Raw genomic sequence first — 22,836 nt, forward strand, 5'->3', positions numbered from 1 at the left:
CCGAGGAGATCATTTTGTTCGTCGACATGCCGCTCGACCAGCTCCGCGAGTACCTTCCGGCCCGCCGGGAGCCCGCGGACTTCGACGAGTTCTGGAAGTGGACCCTGTCCGAGGCCCGCGAACACGATCTCGGCGCCGTCTTCACCGAGGTGGAGACCGGCCTGGCCGAGGTGCGCTGTGCCGACGCGACCTTCGCCGGCTTCGGCGGACACCCCGTCCGCGGCTGGCTGCTGACCCCGGCGCGGGAGGACTCCGGGCCGCTGCCGTGCGTGGTGCAGTACATCGGCTACAACGGCGGGCGCGGTTTCCCGCACGACTGGCTGCTGTGGCCGAGCGCGGGCTGGGCCACGTTCGTGATGGACTCGCGCGGCCAGGGGTCCGGCAACCGGCACGGCGACACCCCCGACCCGGCCGCCGCCGGCGGGCCCTCCGCGCCCGGGCGGCTCACCCAGGGCGTCTCCTCCCCCGAGGACTACTACTACCGGCGGCTCTACACCGACGCCGTGCGCGCCGTGGAGGCCGCCCGCTCCCACCCGCTGGTGGACCCCTCCCGGATCGTCGTCTCCGGCGGCAGCCAGGGCGGCGGCATCGCGATGGCGGTCGGCGCGCTCGTGCCGGACCTGCTCCACGCCTTCATCGACGTGCCGTTCATGACCCACATCCGGCGCGCCACCGAGATCACCGATGCCGAGCCGTACGCGGAGCTGGCCCGGTTCTTCACCGCCCAGCGGCACCGGGTGGAGGAGGTCTTCGCCACCCTGGACTACTTCGACGGGCTGAACTTCGCCGCGCGCGGCACGACGCCGGCGCTGTTCTCCGTCGCCCTGCGCGACGGGGTCACCCCGCCCTCGACGGTGTTCGCGGCCTACAACCACTACGCCGGGCCGAAGGACATCCGTGTCTGGCCGTACAACGGCCATGAGGGCGGCGGCTCGGCGCAGGTGGCCGAGCAGCTCGCCGTGGCCGCCAAGCTCCGCTGAGAACGCCCGGGCCGCTGAGGACCGCCCCGGCCTGAGCGCCGGGGCGGGGTCCTCTGATCATCGGGGCCGGGAGCGCGGCGACGGAGCCGGGGCCTCGGTAACGGGGCCGGGGCCTCAGTAACGGGGCCGGGACCGCTTGCCCGTCAGCCGGGCCAGCAGGGACCGCGCCCTCTGCTGGTTGCGCGGGTCGCGCGCCATCGTCTTGGCCTTCTCGAGGTTCCTGCGCCCCTGCGGAGTGCTCAGGTAGGCGCGGACGCGGGATATCAGGGATGCCATGTCTCCTCCATCGTCTGTGAAGGAATGGCTACCCCGCGGATCCCGGTCCAATCAGCGGCCCGGCCACGCCACGGCGCCGTCACCCACCCCGTCCGGCGCCGCACCCCGTCCGGCGCCGGCTTCCTGGTCCGGGTACGCGCCGTACGCCGGTCAGGAGTCGACGAAGCTCTGCGGGACCATGACACGCAGGCCGTTGGGGACGGTCCTGATCGTGATGGGGGTGCGCAGGCGGACCTCGCCGTCGACGTCGGCGGCCATCGGCGGGTCGGTCTCCAGGTACATCTCGGTGCCGATGACGAACGGGCCGCCCGCCAGGCTGCGCCAGCGGCCGGTGCTGGCCCGCACCAGGGTCTCCAGCAGCAGCCGCAGGCGCTTGCCCGAGCCCAGCTGGTAGGCGACCAGCATGCCGTCGTCGATGCTGATGTCGCGCGCGACCTGCCAGCCGCCGTGGAAGCGGCCGTTGGCGATGTTGAGCTGGTGGGTGAGCAGCTCGTGGCGCTTGCCGTTCACCGTGAGGAACGCCCGGAACGGCCGGTGGCCGGGCAGGACGGTCAGGGCGGTGAGCGGGTAGACGGCCCGGCCGAGGACCCGCTTGAGCCAGGGCTTGACCGTCCCGGCGACCTCCACCGAGACGCCGAAGCTGGTCAGGTTGGCGAACTCCCGGTCGCCCGCGATGCCCAGGTCGATGTCGGCGACCTTGCCGGTGCGGAAGACCCGGATCGCCCCGGTCAGGTCCAGCGGCAGGCCGAGGCTGCGGGCGAAGTTGTTGGTGGTGCCCAGCGGGAGCACCCCGAGGGCGACGTCGCGGTGGGCGACGTGCTTGACGGCGGCGCTGAGCGTGCCGTCTCCCCCGCCCACCACGAGCAGGTCGGGCTTGGCGTCCAGGGCCGTGTCCAGGGTGGCGCGCAGGCGCTTGGGGTCGTCCACGGGGAAGACCCCGAGCAGGTCGAAGCCCTCGGACCGGAGCGTGCTGACCACCCGCGGGTAGCGGTGGCGGCCACGCCGGGACCGCGTGTTGACCACCACGCACACCCTGCGCTCGGCATGGATGGCCGCGGTGTGCTCGGCCTTGCTGCGAAGCTCGCTCACACTTCACCTTTTCATGGAGATGTTCCCGGTAAATGGTAGAGCCCCGCCGTCGGTCGACGGCGGGGCTCCCTGCCCGGTCACATCACGGCCGCCCGGTCACGTCCCGGGTGCCCGGATCACGTCCCCAGGAGGTCGGGTTCGGGTCCCGGGCCCTACTTCGCGGGCGGGGTGACCTGGACGATCACTCCGAGGTTCCCCGGGAGCGGGGCGATGAGCTTCATCTGCACGCCCAGCGCCTTGCCCTCGTCCCCGGGGTTGCCGGTGCCGAGGACGTGGCCGCCGCCGATGTCCGTGCCGTACATCTCGGTGGCGGGGGTGCCGTCGGGGTTGACGACCCGCGTGCTGTACGGCTGGCTGCCCTTGGAGGGCACGACCGCCGAGGCGTCGCGGTGGCGGTAGAACAGGCTGCCGTCACGCACCTCCAGGCCCGGGTACCAGGTCTTGGCGTCGGTGAAGGTCTTCACCCCCGGGAGCGCCGGGAACTTCGTGCAGTACTCGGTGAAGGGCTCACCCTCGATGCACTCGGTGAACGGGTACGTCTTGCCGAAGGTGAAGGCCGCGTTGGAGGACTGCGGGCGCGAGGGGAGGTTCTTCAGCGCCGACGGGTCCTTCTCGGCGGCCTCGCCGGTCCGGCGCAGCGGCTCGTAGTGCGAGTCGACCACCAGGATCTCGCCCTTGGGGCCGACCGAGGGCAGCTCGAAGGTGTGGGCGTCGCCGTCGTTCTCCGGGTAGGCCGCGTCGCGGTACCAGACCAGCAGGCCGGGGGCGTTGTACTTGAGCTTCTCCACCTTCCAGGCGTTCTCGTGCGCCCAGGTGGTGTCGTAGGCGTACTGCAGGCCCCTGTCGAAGCCGTCGAAGGTGCGCCACTCGGCCAGGTAGTACTGGGCGCTCTGCACGCTGCCGCCGTGGATGTGCCAGCCGGTGCCGGTGGTGTCGGTGAAGGTGCCCTTGGCGGCGGTCCAGCCGTTCTCGCCGCCCTCGACGTCGTCGCTCCACACCGTGGCGCCGCCGGCGGTGACGGAGAAGTCGTCGGAGAACCAGCCGGTCTCCTCGGTGCCGGCGTCGGTGGCGTAGCGCAGCCGCAGCTGGACGGTCTGGCCGGCGAACGGGGCCAGGTCCACGTAGTCGTGGCGCCAGCCGGCGGTCGACCCGGTCAGGCCGTACTTCTTGTCGCCGCCCTCCGGGACGCCGTAGTCGTGCAACCGGCCGTTGGGGTCGGCGTAGTCGTCGCCGGTGGAGACCAGGGCGCCGGAGGAGTCGTAGACCTTCTGCTCGGCCCAGGTGACCCCGCCATCGGTGGAGACCTCGACGAAGCCGTAGTCCCAGTCGGCCTCGACGGCGTAGTGGTTCCACATCCAGAACCGGGCGTCGCCGCCGGCCGGGACCTGGATCGTCCGGGTCAGCTTGACGTCGGCCCAGGCCTGGTCGTTGCCGGACCACCACATCTTGCCGCCGCTGTGCGGGACGGCCATCGTGACGGTCTTGTCGGGGAGGTTGACGCGGATGCCGTCGGCGGTGTGCTTGGGCGTGCGCGAGGCCTGTCCGACGGTCACGGCCTTCCTGCGGTCACCCGGGTTGAGGACCGCCGGGTCGGCCCAGCCGAGCAGCCACTTGGCGTACAGGCCCATGTGGGTCGGCATCGACTGGATGAGCGGGCCGGCGTGCGATCCGGAGGACATCAGGTCCCAGAAGTCCACGCTGGTGTCGCCGCCGCCGGTGGCGTCGTAGAAGTCGGGGATGCCCAGGTCGTGCCCGTACTCGTGGGCGAAGATGCCGACCCCGGAGTCCTCCGGCTGCACGATGTAGTTGGAGATCTTCTTGTCGGTGCCGGGGACGGTGTAACCGCCGGCCACGGCGCTGGAGTGGGCCCAGATGGCGTAGGTGCCCTCGGCCCCGCCGCCGCCGGACTTGTCGGCGCCGGCGTGCACGAGCACGAGGTGGTCGATCACGCCGTCCGGCTCCTGGAGGTTGCCGTCACCGTCGGCGTCGGAGACGTCCTCGACGTCGTAGTCGGCCCAGGGGAAGTCCGGCCGCTGATGGGCGAGCACGTTGACCGCGTCGATGGGGAGCGCGCCGGGGCCGGCCGGGTTGTCGGGGTGGCCGGACATGTCCTGCGGCCGGGTTCCGCAGCGGCCGGCGCCGTACCACGCCTCCGAGTGCGGGACCTTGATCCAGCCGATCGCCTCGCCGGTGACGCTGTAGGCGCCCTTCGACATCTCCTCGTACATCTTCTTCATGGTGTAACCGGAGATGTCGATGCCCTTCTTACCGTCCCGGGGGTCGGTGAGGTCCATCCGGACGCGCTGGGTGATCCCCTTGTCCGAGTAGAGCATCTTGTTGTAGTGCTCCGGGCTGAAGTCCGGAACCCACATGGTGTTGTTGTCCTTGCCCGCGCCGGAGTCGGCGGGGTTGGGGATGTTGTTGTGCAGCGGGCCGTTGAGCTTGGTGCCCGGCGGCTCGGTCACGCAGTCGTTGACGTCGTCGATCGACTTGGGCCGGCTGAAGCCCGAGAAGTCGTCGTTGGCGTTCTCGTTGAACTCGACCAGGAGCGTCAGCAACTTCGCCTGCTGGGTCTGGCCCGCCTTCTTGAAGATGAAGTCGAAGGGGTTCTTGCCCGTCCTGATCGCCCGGGTCTCGCGTGAGGCGAGGACCTTCGCGGCGGCCGGGTTGCCCTCGGCGTGCTTGCGGTCGACCTCCTGGGCGTGGGCGAGCCCCGAGCGCGTGCGCTTGGCGGCCCCGGGCCGGAACCGCTCGTCGATCGTGGTGCTGTCACCCTGGACGTACGGGGGCGCGTAGTTGATGTAGTAGTCGCTCGGCGCCGGGACGTACCGTGCGACCGAGTCGTCGGCCTGGGCCGACGCGCCGTTCACGGACAGCCCCGCGGCTGCCAGCCCGAGCACGGGCACGAGCGCGAGCAGGCGCCTACCGGCGCCTCTGCCTCTGCTGGACAACGGAATACCCTCCCTGCCCGGGTTCGCCGGGCGCGGACGTTCCCCGGCACGCCGGTATAGGCGCGCCGTCCGGGACGTTAGAGGAGAAGGTAAAGGAGAAGTAAAGCATCCGACTTATGTTGTCAAAGTGTGATCGATCGTTTATGTCGGAGATAGCCGATTTGGCCGGTCGGAGCGATGCCGGCCCGGCCGGCCGGGGTGACGTCGTACAGTCCCTGTGTGACCGCTATCGCTGAGCTCGTCGCCGTTCTCGGCCCCGGGAAGGTGCTGACCGACCCCGACGTGACCGACTCCTACGCCCGGGACCGGACGTTCCTGGAACCCGGCAAGCCGCTGGCCGCCGTACTCGCCGAGAGCCGGGACGACGTGGTCGCCGTCATGCGCTGGGCGAGCGCGCACCGGGTGCCGGTGGTGCCGCGCGGGGCCGGCACCGGGCTGGCCGGCGGGGCGACGGCCGTCGAGGGGTGCGTCGTGCTGGCGCTGCACCGGATGGCGGCGATCAGGGAGCTCTCCCCCGCCGACGAGATCGCCGTGGTGGAGCCCGGTGTCATCACGGCGGACCTGGACCGGGCGGCCCGCGAGTTCGGGCTGATGTACGCCCCGGACCCCTCCTCCTACGAGATCTCCACGATCGGCGGGAACCTCGCCACCAACGCGGGCGGGCTGCGCTGCGTGAAGTACGGCGTGACCCGCGACTCGACGCTGGGCCTGGAGGTCGTGCTGGCCGACGGGCGCGTCCTGAACACCGGCCGGCGGACCGTCAAGGGCGTGACCGGCTACGACCTGACCGGGCTCTTCGTCGGCTCGGAGGGCACGCTCGGGGTGATCACGGCGGCCACCGTACGGCTGCGCCGGGCTCCGCTGGTCTACCCGGCGACGATCGCGGCGGAGTTCGGCTCGCTGCGGGACGCGGCGGCGGCCGTGGCGGCGATCATCGCGGCCGGCTGCCAGCCCTCCCTGCTGGAGATGCTCGACCGGGCCACGCTCAAGGCCATCGACGACTGGAAGAACATCGGCCTGGAGCCGTCCGTCCAGGCGATGCTGATCGCCCAGTCCGACGCGGTGGACGGGCAGGCGGTGGCGGAGCGGATGCGCGAGCTGTGCGAGGACAACGGGGCGTCGTTCGTCGCGGCCTCGGCCGACCGGCGGGAGGCCGAGGAGCTGATCGGCCTGCGGCGGATGGCCTACCACGCCAAGGAGCGGCTCGGCTCGTGCCTGGTGGAGGACGTGTGCGTGCCGCGCTCGGCGCTCCCCGACATGATCTCCGCCATCGAGGACATCGCAGCCCGGCACGGGGTGCCGATCTGCACGGTGGCCCACGCCGGGGACGGCAACCTGCACCCGGTCTTCGTCTTCGACCGGGGGCTGCCGGAGCCGCCGCCGGAGGTGTGGGCCGCGGCCGACGAGGTCTTCCGCGAGACGTTGCGCCGGGGCGGCACGCTCACCGGCGAGCACGGGGTCGGGCTGCTGAAGCAGCGCTGGCTGGCACTGGAGACGGGGCCGGTCACCGAGGAGATCCACCGGGGCGTCAAGCAGGTGTTCGACCCGCTCGGCATCCTCAACCCGGGCAAGGCCGTCTGATCTCCGGCCCGCGCGACGGACCGGGACCCTCACCGAATAGATCTCCGCATCACGGCTCACGCTGGTAGCGTGCTGCCCCACGTGACCGAATTTTGTAGGTTTGCCGGGGGTTAACGTGGTACAGCCGCTCGTGGCGGGGGATCCTCAGCGGTTGGGCGCATTCGAGCTGACGGGGCGGCTCGGCGAGGGCGGCCAGGGCATCGTCTATCTGGGGCGGGGCCCCGGCGGCGAGCAGGTCGCCGTCAAGCTCCTCCACCACGGGCTCGCGGCGGACGCCGAAGCCCGCACCCGCTTCCTGCGGGAGGTGGCGGTCGCCCAGCGGGTGGCCCGGTTCTGCACCGCACCGGTCCTCCACGCCGACCTGGAGGGCAGCCAGCCGTACATCGTCAGCGAGTACGTGCCGGGCCCGTCCCTGCGCCAGCTCGTCGACCGGGAGGGCCCGCGGCGCGGAGCAGCGCTGGAGCGGCTGGCCGTCAGCACGGCGACCGCCCTGGTGGCGATCCACCGCGCCGGGATCCTGCACCGGGACTTCAAGCCCGCCAACGTGCTGATGGGTCCCGAGGGCCCCGTCGTGATCGACTTCGGTATCGCCAGGGCGCTGGACGCCCCCGGCATGACCGCGACCGGGATGGCCATGGGGACGCCGTCCTACCTGGCTCCCGAGCAGCTCGGCGGGGGCGAGGTGACGCCCGCCGCCGACGTGTTCGCATGGGGCGTCACGATGGTCTTCGCCGCCACCGGCGCGCCCGCCTTCGGCCAGGACTCGATCCCCGTGGTCATGAACCGGATCCTGACCGTGGAGCCGGAGCTGGGCGGCCTGGACGGGCCGTTGCGCGACGTGGTCGCGGCCTGCCTGGCCAAGGACCCGGCGGCACGGCCGACCGCCGAACAGCTCGTCGCCCACCTCATGGCCGGTACGGCCCCCGCCGCCCCGGCTCCCCGGGACGCCTCCGCCCTGCCGCCCGCTCCCGGCTCCACCTCTCCGTCCGCCTCTGCTTCCGCTCCCGCATCCGCCTCCGGCCCCACCTCCGCCTCCCCCGCGCGGCGGGAGCCGGCGCGCGGGCGCCGCCGCCCGGCGGGCCTGCTGCTGGCCGCGGCGGCGGGAGTGGCCGCGCTCGCCGTGTCCGCCGGGGCCGTGGTCGTCCTCCAGGACGACCAGAAGGCCTCCGCCGCGCAGGCTCCCGCCTCGGGTGAGGCGTCCGTGCGGGAACAGCAGCAGCGGGCCGGGACCCCCGAGCCCGGGCTCATCCCCGACGACCCGCCCGCGGTGGAGGAGCCGGCCGCGTCCGGCGGGGAGAGTCCCGCGCCGGAGGAGGGCTCCCTGGTGGCCAAGCCCGCATACGACGCGGAGCCGGAACCCGAGCCCGAGCCGAGTCACCGCCCGACGGAGAAGGCCTCCCCGGACGAGGACGGCTCCGGGGACGATGCCGGGGAAGAGCCGCCGGACCCGGACGGCACGCCCTCGGAGAGCCCGACGTCCAGGCCGAGCGTCGAACCGACGCCCACGCCGACCGTCAAACCGACCGTGAAGCCCACCGTCAAGCCCACCGTCAAGCCGACCGTGAAGCCGACGCCCACGCCGACCGTCAAACCGACCGTGAAGCCCACGGTGAAGCCCACGGTGAAGCCCACCAAGCCCACGGTGAAGCCCACCGTCAAGCCGACGCCCGCGCCGAAGCCGAACCCGTACCAGGCGGCGGCGCTGTGCGGGTCGGGGTTCAAGCAGATCAACGCGCACGCCCTCGGCTCCGGCGCGACCGTCTACCTCTTCTACAGCGCCGCGAGCGGGAAGAACTGCGTCGTCACCATGTCCAGGTACGTGGTCCCCCAGAAGGTCAAGATGAACGCGATCCTGCAGGTGCAGGGCGGATCGACGGCGAGCAACCCGGGTGCCTTCACGGCCTACGCGGGCCCGGTACGGCTCGCCGCCACCAAGAAGTGCGTCATCTGGGGCGGCACGTACGGCACGGTGTCCTGGAAGAGCGGCTGGAGCCACTGCGGCTGACCCGGGCGTTCCCGGCGCCGCTTCCGCCGCCGGGACGGCCGGCGGGGGACAATCCCAGGGACATCCTCTGACAAGGGAGGCGGTTGGTGAGCCGGTTGGACACCTCCTCGGACGAGTACCGGGCCCGGCGTGAGGCGATGCTCGCCAAACTGGCCGAGCTGGAGACCGAGCAGGCCAAGGCGGTCGCGGGCGGCGGCGAGAAGTACGTCGAGCGCCACCGGCGGCGCGGCAAGCTGCTCGCCCGCGAGCGGATAGAGCTGCTCCTCGACCCCGACTCGGCGTTCCTGGAGCTCTCGCCGCTGGCCGGGTGGGGCAGCGACTTCCCGGTGGGGGCGAGCGTGGTCACCGGCATCGGCGTGATCGAGGGCGTCGAGTGCGTGGTCGTCGCCAACGACCCGACCGTGCGGGGCGGCACGTCCAACCCGTGGACCCTGCGCAAGACGCTCCGGGCCGCCGACATCGCGCTGGAGAACCGGCTGCCGCTGGTCAACCTGGTCGAATCGGGCGGGGCGGACCTGCCGACGCAGAAGGAGATCTTCATCCCGGGCGGCCGGATCTTCCGCGACCTGACGCGGCTGTCGGCCGCCGGGATCCCGACGATCGCCCTGGTGTTCGGCAACTCCACCGCCGGAGGCGCCTACGTGCCCGGGATGAGCGACCACGTGGTCATGGTGCGGGAGCGCGCGAAGGTCTTCCTGGGCGGCCCGCCGCTGGTGAAGATGGCCACCGGCGAGGAGGCCGACGACGAGTCGCTGGGCGGCGCGGAGATGCACGCCCGCGTCTCCGGGCTGGCCGACTACCTGGCGGCCGACGAGCACGACGCGCTGCGGATCGGGCGGCGGATCGTGCGCGGGCTCAACTGGGTCAAGCGCGGGCACGCGGCGGGCGCCGTGCGCGAGCCCCTGTACGACGAGGACGAGCTGCTCGGAATCGTGCCGGAGGACCTGCGGATCCCGTTCGACCCGCGCGAGGTGATCGTGCGGCTCGTGGACGGCAGCGTGTTCGACGAGTTCAAACCCCTGTACGGCGCCAGCCTCGTGACCGGGTGGGCACGGCTGCACGGCTACCCGGTCGGGATCCTGGCCAACGCGCGGGGAGTCCTGTTCAGCGAGGAGGCCCAGAAGGCGGCGCAGTTCATCCAGCTGGCCGGCCGGGCGCGCACACCGCTGATCTTCCTGCAGAACACGACCGGTTACATGGTCGGCCGGGAGTACGAGCAGGGCGGCATCATCAAGCACGGCGCCATGATGATCAACGCGGTCTCCAACTCGGCGGTCCCGCACCTCACGGTCGTCATGGGGGCGTCGTACGGCGCGGGCAACTACGGGATGTGCGGCCGGGCCTACGGCCCCCGGTTCCTGTTCAGCTGGCCGAGCGCGAAGTCGGCCGTCATGGGGCCCGCGCAGCTGGCGGGGGTGCTGTCCATCGTGGGCCGGGCCGCGGCGCAGGCGCGCGGGCAGGTCTACGACGAGGAGGCCGACGCGGCGATGCGCGCGGCGGTGGAGGCGCAGATCGAGGCCGAGTCCCTGCCGTTCTTCCTGTCCGGGCGGCTCTACGACGACGGGGTCATCGATCCCCGAGACACCCGTACCGTCCTGGGCCTGTGCCTGTCCGCCGTCAACAGCGCCCCCGCCCCGGAGCCCGCGGGCTTCGGCGTCTTCCGGATGTGACCGTGTCCTTGATCACCCGTCTGCTCGTCGCGAACCGGGGCGAGATCGCCCGCCGTGTCTTCCGCACCTGCCGCGCCCTCGGCATCGAGACGGTCGCGGTCTTCTCGGACGCCGACGACGGCGCGCCGCACGCCGCCGAGGCCGACCACGCCGTACGGCTGCCCGGCGCCCGGCCCGCCGACACCTACCTGTCGATCGAGAAGATCGTCGAGGCCGCCCGGCGCGGCGGCGCGGACGCCGTCCACCCCGGTTACGGCTTCCTGTCGGAGAACGCCGCCTTCGCCCGCGCCGTCCTCGACGCCGGCCTGGTCTGGGTGGGCCCGAGCCCGGAGTCCATCGCCGCGATGGGCTCCAAGATCGAGGCGAAGTCCCTGATGGCCGAGGCCGGAGTCCCCGTCCTGCCCAGCCTCGCCCTCCCCGCCACCGGCACTCCCGGCGCGGCCGGGGACTGGCCGTACCCGCTGCTGGTCAAGGCGTCGGCGGGCGGCGGGGGCCGGGGCATGCGGATCGTCCGCGCCCCCGGCGACCTCGGCCGGGAGATCGAGGCGGCGCGGCGGGAGGCGGAGGCGGCCTTCGGGGACGGGACGGTCTTCGTCGAACCGCTGCTGGAGCGCACCCGGCACATCGAGGTGCAGATCCTGGCCGACGCGCACGGGACGGTCTGGGCGCTGAGCGAGCGGGAGTGCTCGATCCAGCGGCGGCACCAGAAGGTGGTCGAGGAGGCCCCCTCCCCCGCGGTCTCCCCCGCACTGCGGGCCCGGCTGTGCGAGGCGGCGGTACGGGCGGCCCGGGCCATCGGATACGTCGGCGCGGGCACCGTCGAGTTCCTGGTCAAGGACGACACGGTCGCGTTCCTGGAGATGAACACCCGCCTGCAGGTCGAGCACCCGGTCACCGAGTGCGTCCACCGGATCGACCTGGTCGAGCTCCAGCTCCGGATCGCCGAGGGCGAGCCCCTGCCCCCGGCTCCCCCGGAACCGGACGGCCACGCCATCGAGGTGCGCCTGTACGCCGAGGACCCGGCCCGCGACTGGCGCCCGCAGAGCGGCGTGCTGCACCGCTTCGATGTCCCCGGCGTGGACGCCCGCTTCTCCCCCGTCACTCACGGCCTGCGGCTGGACTCCGGCGTCGAGGACGGCTCCGAGATCGGCGTGCACTACGACCCGATGATCGCCAAGGTCGTCGCGCACGGCGCGAGCCGTGCCGACGCCGCCCGCAGGCTCGCCGCCGCCCTCGCCCGGGCGCGGATCCACGGCCCCGTCACCAACCGGGACCTGCTGGTGGAACTCCTGCGCCACCCCTCCTTCCTGGCGGGCGAGACCCACACCGGCTTCCTGGACGAGCACGCCCTCGCCACCCGTCCTTCCGGAGGGCACGCCCCCGGGGCGTCCGGCCGGGCCGTCGCGGGTCCCGGGGCGCCCGCAGGACCGTCCCTCCTCGCGCTCTCCGCCCTCGCCGCCGCCCTCGCGGAGGCCGCCGCCAACCGGGCGGCGGCGACCGTGCAGGCCACGCTGCCCTGCGGGTGGCGCAACGTGCCGTCCCAGCCGCAGCGCGTCTCCTTCCGGATCGGCGGCGGATCCCCGGAGGGAGCCGGGACGGGCACGGACGCGGACGTGTGCACGATCGCCTACCGGCTCACCCGGGACGGCCTGCGGGCCGACGGCTTCCCGGACACCGTCCTGGTCGGCGCCTCGCCCGCAGCCGTGGTGCTGGAGACCTCCGACGTACGGCACCGCTTCTCGGTCGCCCGCCACGGCGGCGTGACATACGTGGACTCGCCGCTCGGCCCGGTGCGGCTCACGCCCCTGCCGCGCCTGCCCGAGCCGGTCGAGAGACTGGCCCCGGGCTCCCTGCTGGCCCCGATGCCCGGTACCGTGCTGCGCGTCGAGGTGAAGCCCGGCGAGCCGGTCGCCGCGGGCCAGGTGGTCGTGGTGCTGGAGGCCATGAAGATGGAACATCGGATCACCGCGCCCGCCGGGGGCACGGTGAGGGAGCTGAACACGGCGCCGGGCCGTCAGGTCGAGGCGGGGGCCGTACTGGCCGTGATCGAGGAACGGGAACAGGGATGAACGCCGCGCGGAGGCCCGGAGCCTCGCCCGCGGGGCGCCGAGGAGCGGAGTGAGCCAGGTGAGTCAGGTGAGCAGAGACGGCGGCTGGCCGATGGAACGGCTGGTGCACAAGGAGGTGTCCGGCGGGGTCGCCACCATCACCCTGGACTCCCCGCGCAACCGGAACGCGCTGTCGGTGCGGTTGCTGGGCGACCTGGAGGACCGGCTCAACTGGGCGCTGGCCGAGGAGGGCGTACGGGTGATCGTGCTCACCGGGACCGGGCCGGTGTTCTGCGCCGGGGCGGACCTGAAGGAGCAGCGCGTCGAGCCCGGCACGGCGCACGAGGCGCCGGTCACCGCGTCGTTCCCGGAGATCATGAGCATGATCTGGAACAGCCCCAAGCCGGTCATCTGCCGGCTGAACGGCACGGCGCGCGCCGGAGGGCTCGGCCTGGTCGCGGCCTGCGACTTCGCCATCGCCCCGGATTCGGCGTCGTTCGCGTTCACCGAGGTCCGGCTGGGCGTGGTACCCGCGATGATCTCGGTGACCGTGCTGCGGCGGCTCGACCCGCGCGCCGCCGCCGAGTACCTGATGACCGGGGAGACCTTCGACGCCGCCCGCGCCCAGGAGATCGGCCTGCTGACCCGGGCCGTTCCCGCCGGGGAGCTGGACGCCACGGTCGCCCACTACGCGGACATGCTGCTGCGCGGCGGGCCCGAGGCGCTGGCGCTGACCAAGCAGCTGGTCCGGCAGGTGCCCGCGCTCACGGTCGAGGAGGGCATGCGGCAGATGGCCGAGCTGTCCGCCCAGCGGTTCACCTCGGCCGAGGGGCAGGAGGGCATCGCCGCCTTCATGGAGAAACGCCCGCCCGCCTGGGTCCCGTCCCCGGAGAAGACCGCCGGTCCGGAGTGAGCCTCCCGTCCCGGGAGGCCCGGTCCCGCAAGGACGACACGGCCGAAGGAGGCCCGATGCTCCGCATCGCCAACTGTTCCGGCTTCTACGGCGACCGGCTCTCGGCCGCGCGGGAGATGGTCGAGGGCGGGCCGATCGACGTGCTCACCGGCGACTGGCTCGCCGAGCTGACCATGTTCATCCTCGCCGGGAACCGGCTGAAGGGCCGGCCCGGGTACGCGCCGACGTTCCTGAAGCAGCTGGAACAGGTTCTGGGGACCTGCGTGGACCGGGGCATCAAGATCGTGTCCAATGCCGGCGGGCTGGATCCCGGGGGGTGCGCCGCGGCGGTGTCGGAACTGGCCGGCCGGCTCGGCCTGGCGGTGCGGGTCGCCCACGTGACCGGGGACGACCTGCTCGGCGGAGGGCCCGGCGGCCCGGGAGGCTCCGTGCCCCCCGGAGGGCGATCCTGGCGGGACGTCCTGGGTGAGGCGGTCAACGCGGACACCGGGGAGAGGCTGCCCGCCGATCCCCTGACCGCCAACGCCTACCTCGGCGGGAGGCCGATCGCGGCCGCCCTGTCCGCCGGGGCCGACGTGGTGGTGACCGGGCGCGTCACCGACGCGGCGCTGGTCACCGGGCCCGGCATCTGGCGGTACGGCTGGCGCCCGGACGACTACGACGCGCTGGCCGGATCGGTGGTCGCCGGGCACGTCATCGAGTGCGGCTGCCAGGCGACCGGCGGCAACTACGCCTTCTTCGGCGAGGTCCCGGACCCCGCGAACTGCGGTTTCCCGCTGGTGGAACTGGCGGCCGACGGATCCGGCGTGATCACCAAGCATCCCGGGACCGGGGGCCTGGTCTCGGTCGGCACGGTCACGGCCCAGCTGCTGTACGAGATCGCCTCCCCCCGCTACCCCGGGCCCGACGCGGTGGCCCGCTTCGACACGATCCGGCTGGAGCAGCAGGGCCCCGACCGGGTCCGGATCTCCGGCGTGCGCGGGGAGGCCCCGCCGGACACCCTCAAGGTCGCGGTCAACTACCTCGGCGGCTACCGCAACACCATGACCCTGGTCCTGACCGGCCTGGACATCGAGGCCAAGGCCCGCCTCGCGCAGGACGCCGTCTGGGCCCGCGTCCCGAAGGAGTCGTTCGAGCAGGTCCACACCGAGCTCACCCCCCTCGGGGACACCGCCCTGCTCCGGATCACGGTGATGGACCCCGACCGCGCGAAGGCCGGTCGCCTGTTCTCCTCCGCCGTGGTCGAGACCGGCCTGGCGAGCTACCCGGGCTTCTACGGGCTGACCCCTCCGGGTGACGCCTCGCCGTACGGCGTCTACTGGCCCGTCCTCGTACCCGCCGCCTCCGTCCGCCCGCGCGTCCATCTCGACGGCCACGAGCTCCCCGCCCCCCAACCCGCCCCGGCTCCCGCCCCGCGCCCCTCCACCACCGCATCCTCCTCCGGCACCGCCGCCCCCTCCGCGCACTCCGTCCCGGCGTCCGCGGACGGCGAGCCACCGGTCGTCCGGGCCCCGCTGGGGACGATCGTGGGGGCGCGCTCCGGGGACAAGGGCGGCAACGCCAATCTCGGTGTCTGGGTCCGGACCGCCGAGCAGTTCGCCTGGCTGGCCGGTTACCTGACGGCCGAGCGGATCAGGGAGCTGCTGCCCGCGACCGCCGGGCTGGAGATCGGGCGCTTCGAACTGCCCAACCTGCTCGCCCTCAATTTCGTCGTCCACGGACTGCTCGGCCGGGGAGTCGCCGCCAGCCCTCGTCTCGACGCCCAGGCCAAGGCCCTCGGCGAGGAACTGCGCGCCAGGACCGTGCCCATTCCCCGGGACCTCCGGGGCTGAGGGGCTGAGCCGCCGGATTCCGCCTCCCGGGCCCGCACGGTTGACATCGCGGCGACGCGCCGGAAATGATCTACGTACACAAGTGAATCCGAGAAGTCAGCGCCGTGGTGGCCGGTGGGTGCGCTGGCGTGTTCGCGCATGCCGCGAACACGACCGACACCCCAGGAGATGACATGTCCCACCAGTACCCCGACGTCGACGTCGACGTCGACGTCGACGTCGTCGTGGTCGGTGCCGGTATGGCCGGCCTCGTGTGCGCCGACCGCCTCCGCCGCCGCGGAGCCGGGGTCCTTCTGATCGAGGCCCGCGACCGGGTCGGCGGCCGCACCGCCGGCACCGAGGTCGAGGGCGAGATCGTCGACCTCGGCGGCCAGTTCGTCGGACCGGGCCAGGAGCGGGTGTACGCGCTGGCCGCCGAGTTCGGCGTGGACGTCGTCCCGACGCACACCGCGGGTGCGAGCGTGCTGGAGACCGCGACCGGACGGCTGCGCCGGTTCCGCGGCACGGTGCCGAGACTCGGGCCGGTGGCCCTCGCAGACGTAGCTCATGCCCAGTTCCGCCTCAACCGGCTCGCCGGCGCCGTCGACGCCGAAGCCCCGTGGCGCGGCCCGAACGCCGCCGCGCTCGACGGCCAGACCATGCAGTCCTGGATCGACCGCACGGTCAGGACCCGGGACGGGCGCCGGTTCCTCGCCCTCGCCTGCCGGGCGATCTGGGCCTGCGAACCGAGCGAGTTGTCGTTGCTGCACGCGCTGTTCTACGTGAAGGCCGCCGGCGGCCTGGCGGCGGTGACCGACTTCGAAGGAGGAGCCCAGCAGGACCGGCTGGCCGGCGGGGCATACGGCCTGGCCGCCAGGCTCGCCGAACGGCTGGGCGCCGCGGTCCGGCTGAACGCGCCGGTCCGCCGGATCGAGCAGGACGGTTCCGGCGTCGCGGTCACCGCCGAGGACGGAACCACCTGGCGGGCGCGGCATGCGGTGGTCGCGGTCCCCCCTCCGCTCGCGGCCCGGATCGCCTACCGGCCGCCGCTGCCGGCGGCGCGCGACAACCTGCTGCAGCGGCTCCCCATGGGCAGCGTGATCAAATACATCGCCGGCTATCCCGAACCGTTCTGGCGGCGGGCCGGCCTGAGCGGCATCTCCCTCAGCCTGCACGGCCCGGTCACCATGACCGTGGACAGCAGCCCCCCATCCGGCCGGCGCGGCACGCTGATCGCCTTCGTCAACGGCGCGCCCGCCCGGGACCTGGCCGCCCGCTCCCCCGAGAACCGCCGGACGGCCGTCCTCGACGCGCTCGGCCGCCTGTTCGGTCCGCGGGCCGCCGCGCCGGTGAGTCTCGTCGAGCGGGCCTGGAACGAGGAGGCGTTCACCCGCGGCGCCTACGCGGCGGTGTTCCCGCCGGGTGCGTGGACCCAGTTCGGCACGGCGCTGCGCGCTCCGACGGGCCGCGTCCACTGGGCGGGGTCGGAGACCTCACCACGCTGGTACGGCTACATCGACGGTGCGGTGCGGTCCGGAGAGGCCGCCGCGGATGCGGTGGCACAGGCCCTCCGCGCCGAACCGGCGCCCGGAGTCCCCCTGAGTCCCCCCGAGTCCCCCTGAGTCCCCCTGAGTCCCCCGAGGCACCCGAGGCACCCGAGGCACCCGTCACCGAGGGGGCCAGGGTCATCGAACCCGCACAACGATCACCGTTAGAATTCCTCAATCGGACTTACAGCACAATAAGGGATGTATTTTCGCTTCATAAGCGACAAAGTCTCTTTGAGGATGGACACAATTGGGTGATTGTTAGCATCTCCCACCCCGCAGCCCCTAAGATTGCGCGCAATTGCAAGGCGAGGCTGGCTCGGGGAAGGAACAGTCATGCGTTTGCGGTTTCTCGGCTCCACGTCGGAGGCGGGCGCCTGCCCCTCCCTCTACGAGACCGATCGCGGCACCATCGTCGTCCAGGGACTCCACGTCACCGACACCGAGGCCCTGTCCGACCTCCGCCACGTCCTGGACGGAGAGACCGCCGTCGAGGTCCCCCGGGAACTCCTGATGGACATCGCCCGCCAGGTGCTGCGATAAATATCGATCACGATTAGGGTCATCCCTATGGCTTGATCGGCGCGTGTCGGTCTACTCTCGTGCGGCACCGTACGGGAGGTCGCGTTGAGTGGGTTCCAGCAGGCCCGGGCAGAACTCGGCATGCAGCTCAGGCAGTTGCGGGAGACCTCCCGCCTGTCGGGCAAGGATCTCGCCGAACGCCTCGGATGGCAGGCCTCGAAGGTCTCGCGGATCGAGAACGCCCGGCAGACCGCCACCGAGGACGACATCATCCAGTGGGGGCGGGTCACGCAGACCCCCTCCGAGGTCGTCGAGGACCTGGTCGAGCAGCTCAGCGCGCTGATGGAGCGGCAGGACTCCTGGCGGCAGCGGCACCGCAGCGGCCTGGCCGCCCTCCAGGAGGACATCCGCGACCTGGAGGCGCGGACGACGACGTTCCGCGTGTTCGAGCCGGGTGTGGTCATCGGCCTGCTGCAGACCACCGAGTACGCCCGGAGCATCTTCACCCGGATCAAGCGCCTCTACAACGCGCCCGACGAGGTCGACGCGGCCATCCTGGTCCGCATGCGGCGCCAGGAGATCCTCTACGACCAGCGCAAACGGTTCCGCTTCATCCTGCCCGAGGCGGTGCTGCGCTACCGGCTGGCCCCGCTGGACGTGATGCGGGGCCAGCTCGACCGGCTGCTGGCGGTGACCGCGCTGCCGAACGTGGAGTTCGGCGTGGTGCCCTTCGAGGCCCCCCTCCCGTCCGCCCTTCTCAACGGCTTCTGGATCTACGACCAGGACCACGTCGCGGTGCCCACCCGCACCCGGGACCTGATCCTGCGCGACCCCGAGGACATCGTCTTCTACGAGCGGGCCTTCGACGAGTTCTGCGAGGTCGCGGCCTTCCGCGAGGACGCCAGGGCGGTCATCATGCGGGTGCTCGACGATTTCTCCCGACAATCAAGGGAAGAATCTCCGCAATTGCTTGATTAAGTCCACAAGATCATGCAATCCTCATCCGAGACGGAGGTGACGCACGATGCTGGACACGCTGTCTTGTCTGGAGAGGTTTGCCACGGCGATCCGTTCGCACGCCGATCTGTCCCTTCAGCACATCTCCTTCGGGGATCCCGCGTACGTACGCATTCGCAACCGCTTCAGTGAGACCCTCAACGAGACCGTGACGTGCTCACCCGACGGAGGTTTCATCACCTCCTGGGGTTACCGCCTCGGCAGCGCCGACAACGTCGAGGACGCCGCCGCGCGCCTGGCCTACCTGCTCGCCGCCCTGCCCGCCTAGATCTGCCCGCTCAGCTCTGCCCGCTCAGCTCTGCCCGCCTGGATCCCGCCGGGCCGGCTGCGCACGACGGGCCGGGATGACCGGGCCACCGGGAACGAGCGGCCACGGAGGGAGAGCGGCTACGGGGCCGCCTCGGCGGGGAAAGCGGACCGCTCCAGACCGACCTCCCGGGCGGCGGCGACACGCGCGTGCTCCAGGAGCCGGTCGCGGGACATGTTCCCCGCCTCCAGGGTGTAGCGGATGGCCAGGCCGTCGAGCATGCCGTCGAGGCGCTCGGCCGCGCCCTGCGGGTCGTCGCAGACGAACTCGCCCGCGGCCACGCCCAGGGCGATCACGTCCCTGAGGATCTCGATCCAGGCGCCCTCGAACTGCAGCAGAATCGTCCGGACGTGCTCCTCGCGCATCCCGACCGCCCAGGCGTCGAGCCAGAGGATCCAGCCCTGGTCGTCCCGGGAGGCGGGGATGCACAGGCGGAGGATGTGGTCCAGCCGCTCCACCGTGCTCCCCGGGCCGTCCGCGATCTCCCGCAACCGCTGGATCTCCGCCTCGCTCGTGCTGCGGAGCATCTCGGTGATGAGATCGTTCTTGGTAGCGAAGTGATAGTGGATCAGCCCGCCGCTCACGTTGGTCGCCTTGGCGATGTCGGCCACGCGGGTGCTGGCCAGTCCTCGCTCGAGAACGACCTTCCGGGCCGCTTCGAGCAGTTCGGCCCGCCGCTGGTCTGCCTGGTCGGCGCGGCTGCCGCGCGATCCTCCTCCGCTGTGCACGGCGCAAGACTACAGCAGCACGCCCTTCCGCCCCCGTCGTGAGTGACCGGCTGTGCGATCGGTGACACGAGGAGACGGAAGGGACATGGGTGAGCGGATGGGAGGGGAGATGTCAGCCGCAGCGGTAGAGGGACTGCCCGCTCCCCTGGCCGCCGTACTCCGAGGGGGCGACCACGGCGCAGTTGGCCCGGACCCACTCGCTCACCTCGGAACCGCCGCCGCCACCGGGACCGCCGCCACCGGGACCGCCCCGGCCGCCGCCGGGCATCACGTACGTGAGCCTGCCCGACGAGACCAGCCCCTTCAGCCGGTCCACGGTCATCGCGGGGTCGCTCCCGGTGAAACCGCCCATCGCGATGACGGGCAGGCCGGTCGAGAGGATGATCGACGAGGCGCTCTGCGCGCTGCCCACCGCCACCAGCCAGGTCGCACCGTTCCGGTTCGCCGTCAGGTATCCGATCATCCGCTCGCTCACGGTCCCGCCGGGGCCGTCCCGCATGGAGCCGCGGGCGCCGGCCCCGCCGCCCTGCCGTGTCCCGCCGGGGAAGGCCCCGCCGGGGAAACCCTCCCGTGTGCCGCCCGGCATCGCACCGGGGCCGCGCATACCGCCGGAGCCGCCGCTCCCGGCCGGGCCCGCGGTCGGGTTGGTGCCGTTGACGGCCGAGCCCAGCGGGGTCAGGGCGTAGGCGGTGGGCCCGGCGAGCCCGGCCACCAGCCCGGCCGCCAGGGCGACGGCTGCGATCCGCAGCCTCACCCGGCGCCCGATCCGCGCCGCGACCAGCCCGGCGGCGGCCACCGCGCTCACCCCGGCCACCGCCCAGGCCAGCCAGGGCACGAACTCGGGAGTACGGCGCAGCACCGTGAACGCCCACGCCCCGGTGGCCACGACCCCCACCGGCAGCGCCCACATCCAGGCGCGGGACTCCCGGTGGGCCCGCCACATCAGCGCCCCGCCGACACCGGTGAGGGCGGCGACGGCAGGAGCCATCGCCGTGGAGTAGTAGGGATGGAACGTTCCACGCGAGAAGCTGAAGACCACGTAGTGCACGGCCAGCCAGCCGCCCCACAACCACAGGGCCGCACGCGCGCCGGAGAGCTCGTCACGGGCCGCCGGGGCGAGCTCTCCGGACGGCTCCGGCGCTCCGGAGGGCGCGGGCGTCCCGCCCGGCCGGGACCGGCGGGTGACCAGGACCAGGCCGCAGACCAGAGCGAGGACCGCGAAGGGCAGAAGCCAGGAGATCTGTCCGGCCATGACGTCGTTGAACAGGCGTCCCGCGCCGGACTCGCCGCCGAACCCTCCCCCTCCTCCGTCGCGTCCCCCTCCGCCGCCGAAGATCCGGCCGAGGCCGTTGTAGCCGATGACCAGGTCCCAGACGGAGTTGTCGGTGCTGCCGCCGATGTAGGGGCGGTCGGCGGCGGGCCACAGATCGACGACCAGCATCCACCACCCGCTGGAGGCCACCAGTGCCGCACCCGCCGCGAGCAGCCGACCGAGGCGCCGGAGCACCGCGCCGGGGGCCATCGCCAGGTAGACCAGGGCGAAGGCGGGGACCACCAGGTAGGCCTGGAGCATCTTGGTGGTGAAGGCGAGCCCGACGAGGACCGCGGAGACCACCAGGGTGCGGGTCCGGCCGTCGCGCACCGCCTCCAGGCAGAACCATCCGGCCAGCACCAGCAGCAGCACCAGGACGGTGTCGGGATTGTTGTCCCGGTTGATGGCGACGGTGATCGGGGTCAGGGTCATCACCAGCGCGGCCACCAGCCCGGCCGCGTGACCCGTCGTCCCCGGGAGCGAGCGCCGTACGGCCGAGTGGACCGCGGCGACGGACGCGACGCCCGCCACCGCCTGGGGCAGGAGCATGCTCCACGTCCCGAATCCGAAGATCCTGGCCGACAACCCCATCACCCACAGCGCCATCGGCGGCTTGTCCACGGTGATGAACGACCCCGCGTCCAGTGCGCCGAAGAAGAACGCCTTCCAGCTCTGGGTTCCGGACAGGACGGCGGCGGCGTAGTAGTCGTTGGCGTAGCCGTTGTTCCCCAGCGCCCAGGTGTACAGCACGGCGGCCAGTGCCAGCACCGCCCAGAACGCCGGGCGGGCCCAGCGCGGGGCCGCCGGGCAGACGTGGACGGTCATCGCGCGCCCCCCTTCACCCGGCGCGGGTTGAAGACCCAGCCGCGCAGCAGCAGGAAGCGCACCAGGGTGGCCAGGGCGTTGGCGGCGATGACCGCGGCGATCTCGGCGGCGGTGGACGCGCCGGGGACCAGGGAGGTCAGCAGGGCCAGTCCTCCGGTGCTCAGCACCAGGCCGAGGAGGAAGGCCAGGCCGCTCTCGAGCTGCTGGCGCAGGGCTCCCGCGCGGCCGGTGACGCCGAAGGTGAAGCGCCGGTTGGCCGCGGTGTTGGCGACCGCGGTGACGAACAGGGCCAGGGCGTTGGCCGCGACGGCGGGCATCAGCAGCCGCAGGAACGTGAACAGGGTCAGATGGGCCAGGGTGCTGATCACCCCGATGATCGCGAAGCGGGGCAGCTGGCGGGCCATGCCGGCCGGGAGCCGGGCCTCACGCACCCGCGGCGGGACCGGGATCCCGGCCGGACCCGAGAGGGTCTTGCGCGCCACCCGGGCCATGCCCTTCAGGTCGTCCTTGATGGTCCTGACGATGTCCACCCGGCTGTCGGGGTCGTCCACCCAGTCCACCGGGACCTCGTGGATGCGCAGCCCGTGCCGCTCGGCGAGCAGCAGCAGCTCGGTGTCGAAGAACCACTCCTCGTCCTCGACCGCGGGGAGCAGCGCCTGGACGATCTCGGTGCGGGCCGCCTTGAAGCCGCACTGGGCGTCGGAGAAGCCCGCGCCCATCGCTCCGCGGAGCAGCAGGTTGTAGGAGCGGGAGATGAACTCCCGCTTGGGCCCGCGCACCACGTTCGCGTTCCGGGACAGGCGGGTGCCGATGGCCAGGTCGCTGTGGCCGGACAGCAGCGGGGCCACCAGCGGCAGGAACGCGTCGAGGTCGGTGGACAGGTCCACGTCCATGTAGCTGACCACGTCGGCGTCGCTGCCGGACCAGACCCGGCGCAGCGCCCGGCCCCGGCCCTTGGCGTCCAGGTGGACCGCCCGCACGTGCGGCAGCCGGCGGCTCAGCTCCACGGCGATCGGCCAGGTCCCGTCGGTGCTGGCGTTGTCCGCGATCGTGATGCGGAAGCCGTACGGGAACGTGCTGGTGAGGTAGGAATGGAGGCGGTCGACGCTCCCGGCGAGAACCCGCTGCTCGTTGTGGACCGGGATCACGACCTCGACCAACCGGGTACGTACCGGCGCCGTCGGCTGGCTCATGCTGCCCCCCGGGGACCGTCGCTCTGATCTGTCATGACCCCAGGTTCGGCAGGCGTTCTTG

The 22,836-nt window shown here is 72.5% G+C and carries 17 protein-coding genes; 11 read left to right on the top strand and 6 right to left on the bottom strand.

Features of this window, described 5'->3' with window-relative positions; translation table 11 throughout:
- The first annotated feature begins 14 nt into the window (after nucleotides 1–14).
- Nucleotides 15–980 (top strand): acetylxylan esterase, encoded by a 966-nt coding sequence (locus IEZ08_RS15495; RefSeq protein ID WP_068924438.1) that lies wholly within the window; start codon nucleotides 15–17, stop codon nucleotides 978–980.
- A 114-nt stretch (nucleotides 981–1,094) separates the two neighbouring features.
- Here the strand turns inward: IEZ08_RS15495 and IEZ08_RS15500 are convergent, their stop codons facing one another.
- From IEZ08_RS15500 to IEZ08_RS15510, 3 genes are all read right to left on the bottom strand, one after another.
- A complete protein-coding gene (locus IEZ08_RS15500; protein WP_176728549.1) occupies nucleotides 1,095–1,256 on the bottom strand; it encodes a hypothetical protein in 162 nt (53 codons plus the stop codon).
- A 150-nt stretch (nucleotides 1,257–1,406) separates the two neighbouring features.
- Nucleotides 1,407–2,345, bottom strand: coding sequence for a diacylglycerol/lipid kinase family protein (locus tag IEZ08_RS15505; protein WP_068924439.1), 939 nt, complete (start codon nucleotides 2,343–2,345; stop codon nucleotides 1,407–1,409).
- A gap of 152 nt (nucleotides 2,346–2,497) precedes the next feature.
- Nucleotides 2,498–5,296, bottom strand: a complete 2,799-nt coding sequence (locus IEZ08_RS15510) for an immune inhibitor A domain-containing protein (protein WP_189242364.1) — start codon at nucleotides 5,294–5,296, stop codon at nucleotides 2,498–2,500.
- Between the two features lie 219 nt (nucleotides 5,297–5,515).
- Here IEZ08_RS15510 and IEZ08_RS15515 point away from each other — a divergent pair, with 219 nt between their 5' ends.
- The 10 genes from IEZ08_RS15515 (at nucleotide 5,516) to IEZ08_RS15560 (ending at nucleotide 18,678) form a co-directional block, all read left to right on the top strand.
- Complete coding sequence (locus tag IEZ08_RS15515) at nucleotides 5,516–6,877, top strand: FAD-binding oxidoreductase (RefSeq protein ID WP_229803134.1); 1,362 nt, start codon at nucleotides 5,516–5,518, stop codon at nucleotides 6,875–6,877.
- Nucleotides 6,878–7,028: 151 nt separating this feature from the next.
- Nucleotides 7,029–8,882 (top strand): serine/threonine-protein kinase, encoded by a 1,854-nt coding sequence (locus IEZ08_RS15520; protein ID WP_229803136.1) that lies wholly within the window; start codon nucleotides 7,029–7,031, stop codon nucleotides 8,880–8,882.
- 137 nt (nucleotides 8,883–9,019) lie between these two features.
- Nucleotides 9,020–10,552, top strand: a complete 1,533-nt coding sequence (locus IEZ08_RS15525; protein ID WP_229803144.1) for an acyl-CoA carboxylase subunit beta — start codon at nucleotides 9,020–9,022, stop codon at nucleotides 10,550–10,552.
- Between the two features lie 8 nt (nucleotides 10,553–10,560).
- On the top strand, nucleotides 10,561–12,621 hold the full coding sequence (locus IEZ08_RS15530) for an acetyl/propionyl/methylcrotonyl-CoA carboxylase subunit alpha (protein WP_189242378.1): 2,061 nt from the start codon (nucleotides 10,561–10,563) through the stop codon (nucleotides 12,619–12,621).
- 91 nt (nucleotides 12,622–12,712) lie between these two features.
- Nucleotides 12,713–13,513 (top strand): enoyl-CoA hydratase-related protein, encoded by an 801-nt coding sequence (locus tag IEZ08_RS15535; RefSeq protein WP_068928937.1) that lies wholly within the window; start codon nucleotides 12,713–12,715, stop codon nucleotides 13,511–13,513.
- A 56-nt stretch (nucleotides 13,514–13,569) separates the two neighbouring features.
- Nucleotides 13,570–15,345 carry an acyclic terpene utilization AtuA family protein gene (locus tag IEZ08_RS15540; RefSeq protein ID WP_068924446.1) on the top strand — a complete coding sequence of 592 codons (1,776 nt, stop codon included), beginning with the start codon at nucleotides 13,570–13,572 and terminating at the stop codon, nucleotides 15,343–15,345.
- A 173-nt stretch (nucleotides 15,346–15,518) separates the two neighbouring features.
- Complete coding sequence (locus IEZ08_RS15545) at nucleotides 15,519–16,946, top strand: flavin monoamine oxidase family protein (protein ID WP_189242365.1); 1,428 nt, start codon at nucleotides 15,519–15,521, stop codon at nucleotides 16,944–16,946.
- A gap of 261 nt (nucleotides 16,947–17,207) precedes the next feature.
- Nucleotides 17,208–17,414, top strand: a complete 207-nt coding sequence (locus IEZ08_RS15550; RefSeq protein ID WP_068924449.1) for a hypothetical protein — start codon at nucleotides 17,208–17,210, stop codon at nucleotides 17,412–17,414.
- An 84-nt stretch (nucleotides 17,415–17,498) separates the two neighbouring features.
- Nucleotides 17,499–18,371 (top strand): helix-turn-helix domain-containing protein, encoded by an 873-nt coding sequence (locus IEZ08_RS15555; RefSeq protein WP_084780342.1) that lies wholly within the window; start codon nucleotides 17,499–17,501, stop codon nucleotides 18,369–18,371.
- A gap of 46 nt (nucleotides 18,372–18,417) precedes the next feature.
- Nucleotides 18,418–18,678 carry a hypothetical protein gene (locus IEZ08_RS15560; RefSeq protein ID WP_068924453.1) on the top strand — a complete coding sequence of 87 codons (261 nt, stop codon included), beginning with the start codon at nucleotides 18,418–18,420 and terminating at the stop codon, nucleotides 18,676–18,678.
- Between the two features lie 119 nt (nucleotides 18,679–18,797).
- Here IEZ08_RS15560 and IEZ08_RS15565 read toward each other — a convergent pair whose 3' ends face one another.
- From IEZ08_RS15565 to IEZ08_RS15575, 3 genes are all read right to left on the bottom strand, one after another.
- Nucleotides 18,798–19,445 carry a TetR/AcrR family transcriptional regulator gene (locus IEZ08_RS15565; RefSeq protein WP_068924455.1) on the bottom strand — a complete coding sequence of 216 codons (648 nt, stop codon included), beginning with the start codon at nucleotides 19,443–19,445 and terminating at the stop codon, nucleotides 18,798–18,800.
- Nucleotides 19,446–19,557: 112 nt separating this feature from the next.
- Nucleotides 19,558–21,582, bottom strand: coding sequence for a glycosyltransferase family 39 protein (locus IEZ08_RS15570; protein ID WP_189242366.1), 2,025 nt, complete (start codon nucleotides 21,580–21,582; stop codon nucleotides 19,558–19,560).
- Entirely contained in the window at nucleotides 21,579–22,775 is a 1,197-nt protein-coding gene (locus IEZ08_RS15575; RefSeq protein ID WP_068924459.1) for a bifunctional glycosyltransferase family 2/GtrA family protein, read from the bottom strand. The genes IEZ08_RS15570 and IEZ08_RS15575 overlap by 4 nt, the downstream gene beginning before the upstream one ends.
- Between the last annotated feature and the right edge of the window lie 61 nt (nucleotides 22,776–22,836).

Origin of the sequence: Planobispora rosea (genome assembly GCF_014648175.1) — a bacterium.
Lineage (GTDB): Bacteria > Actinomycetota > Actinomycetes > Streptosporangiales > Streptosporangiaceae > Planobispora > Planobispora rosea.

Bases quoted from the DNA above. Each gene is read 5' to 3' on its own strand.
- IEZ08_RS15550 (WP_068924449.1), top strand. From the start codon at position 17,208: ATGCGTTTGCGGTTTCTCGGCTCCACGTCGGAGGCGGGCGCCTGCCCC.
- IEZ08_RS15545 (WP_189242365.1), top strand. From the start codon at position 15,519: ATGTCCCACCAGTACCCCGACGTCGACGTCGACGTCGACGTCGACGTC.
- IEZ08_RS15540 (WP_068924446.1), top strand. From the start codon at position 13,570: ATGCTCCGCATCGCCAACTGTTCCGGCTTCTACGGCGACCGGCTCTCG.
- IEZ08_RS15570 (WP_189242366.1), bottom strand. From the start codon at position 21,582: ATGACCGTCCACGTCTGCCCGGCGGCCCCGCGCTGGGCCCGCCCGGCG.
- IEZ08_RS15535 (WP_068928937.1), top strand. From the start codon at position 12,713: ATGGAACGGCTGGTGCACAAGGAGGTGTCCGGCGGGGTCGCCACCATC.
- IEZ08_RS15500 (WP_176728549.1), bottom strand. From the start codon at position 1,256: ATGGCATCCCTGATATCCCGCGTCCGCGCCTACCTGAGCACTCCGCAG.
- IEZ08_RS15560 (WP_068924453.1), top strand. From the start codon at position 18,418: ATGCTGGACACGCTGTCTTGTCTGGAGAGGTTTGCCACGGCGATCCGT.
- IEZ08_RS15575 (WP_068924459.1), bottom strand. From the start codon at position 22,775: ATGAGCCAGCCGACGGCGCCGGTACGTACCCGGTTGGTCGAGGTCGTG.
- IEZ08_RS15525 (WP_229803144.1), top strand. From the start codon at position 9,020: ATGCTCGCCAAACTGGCCGAGCTGGAGACCGAGCAGGCCAAGGCGGTC.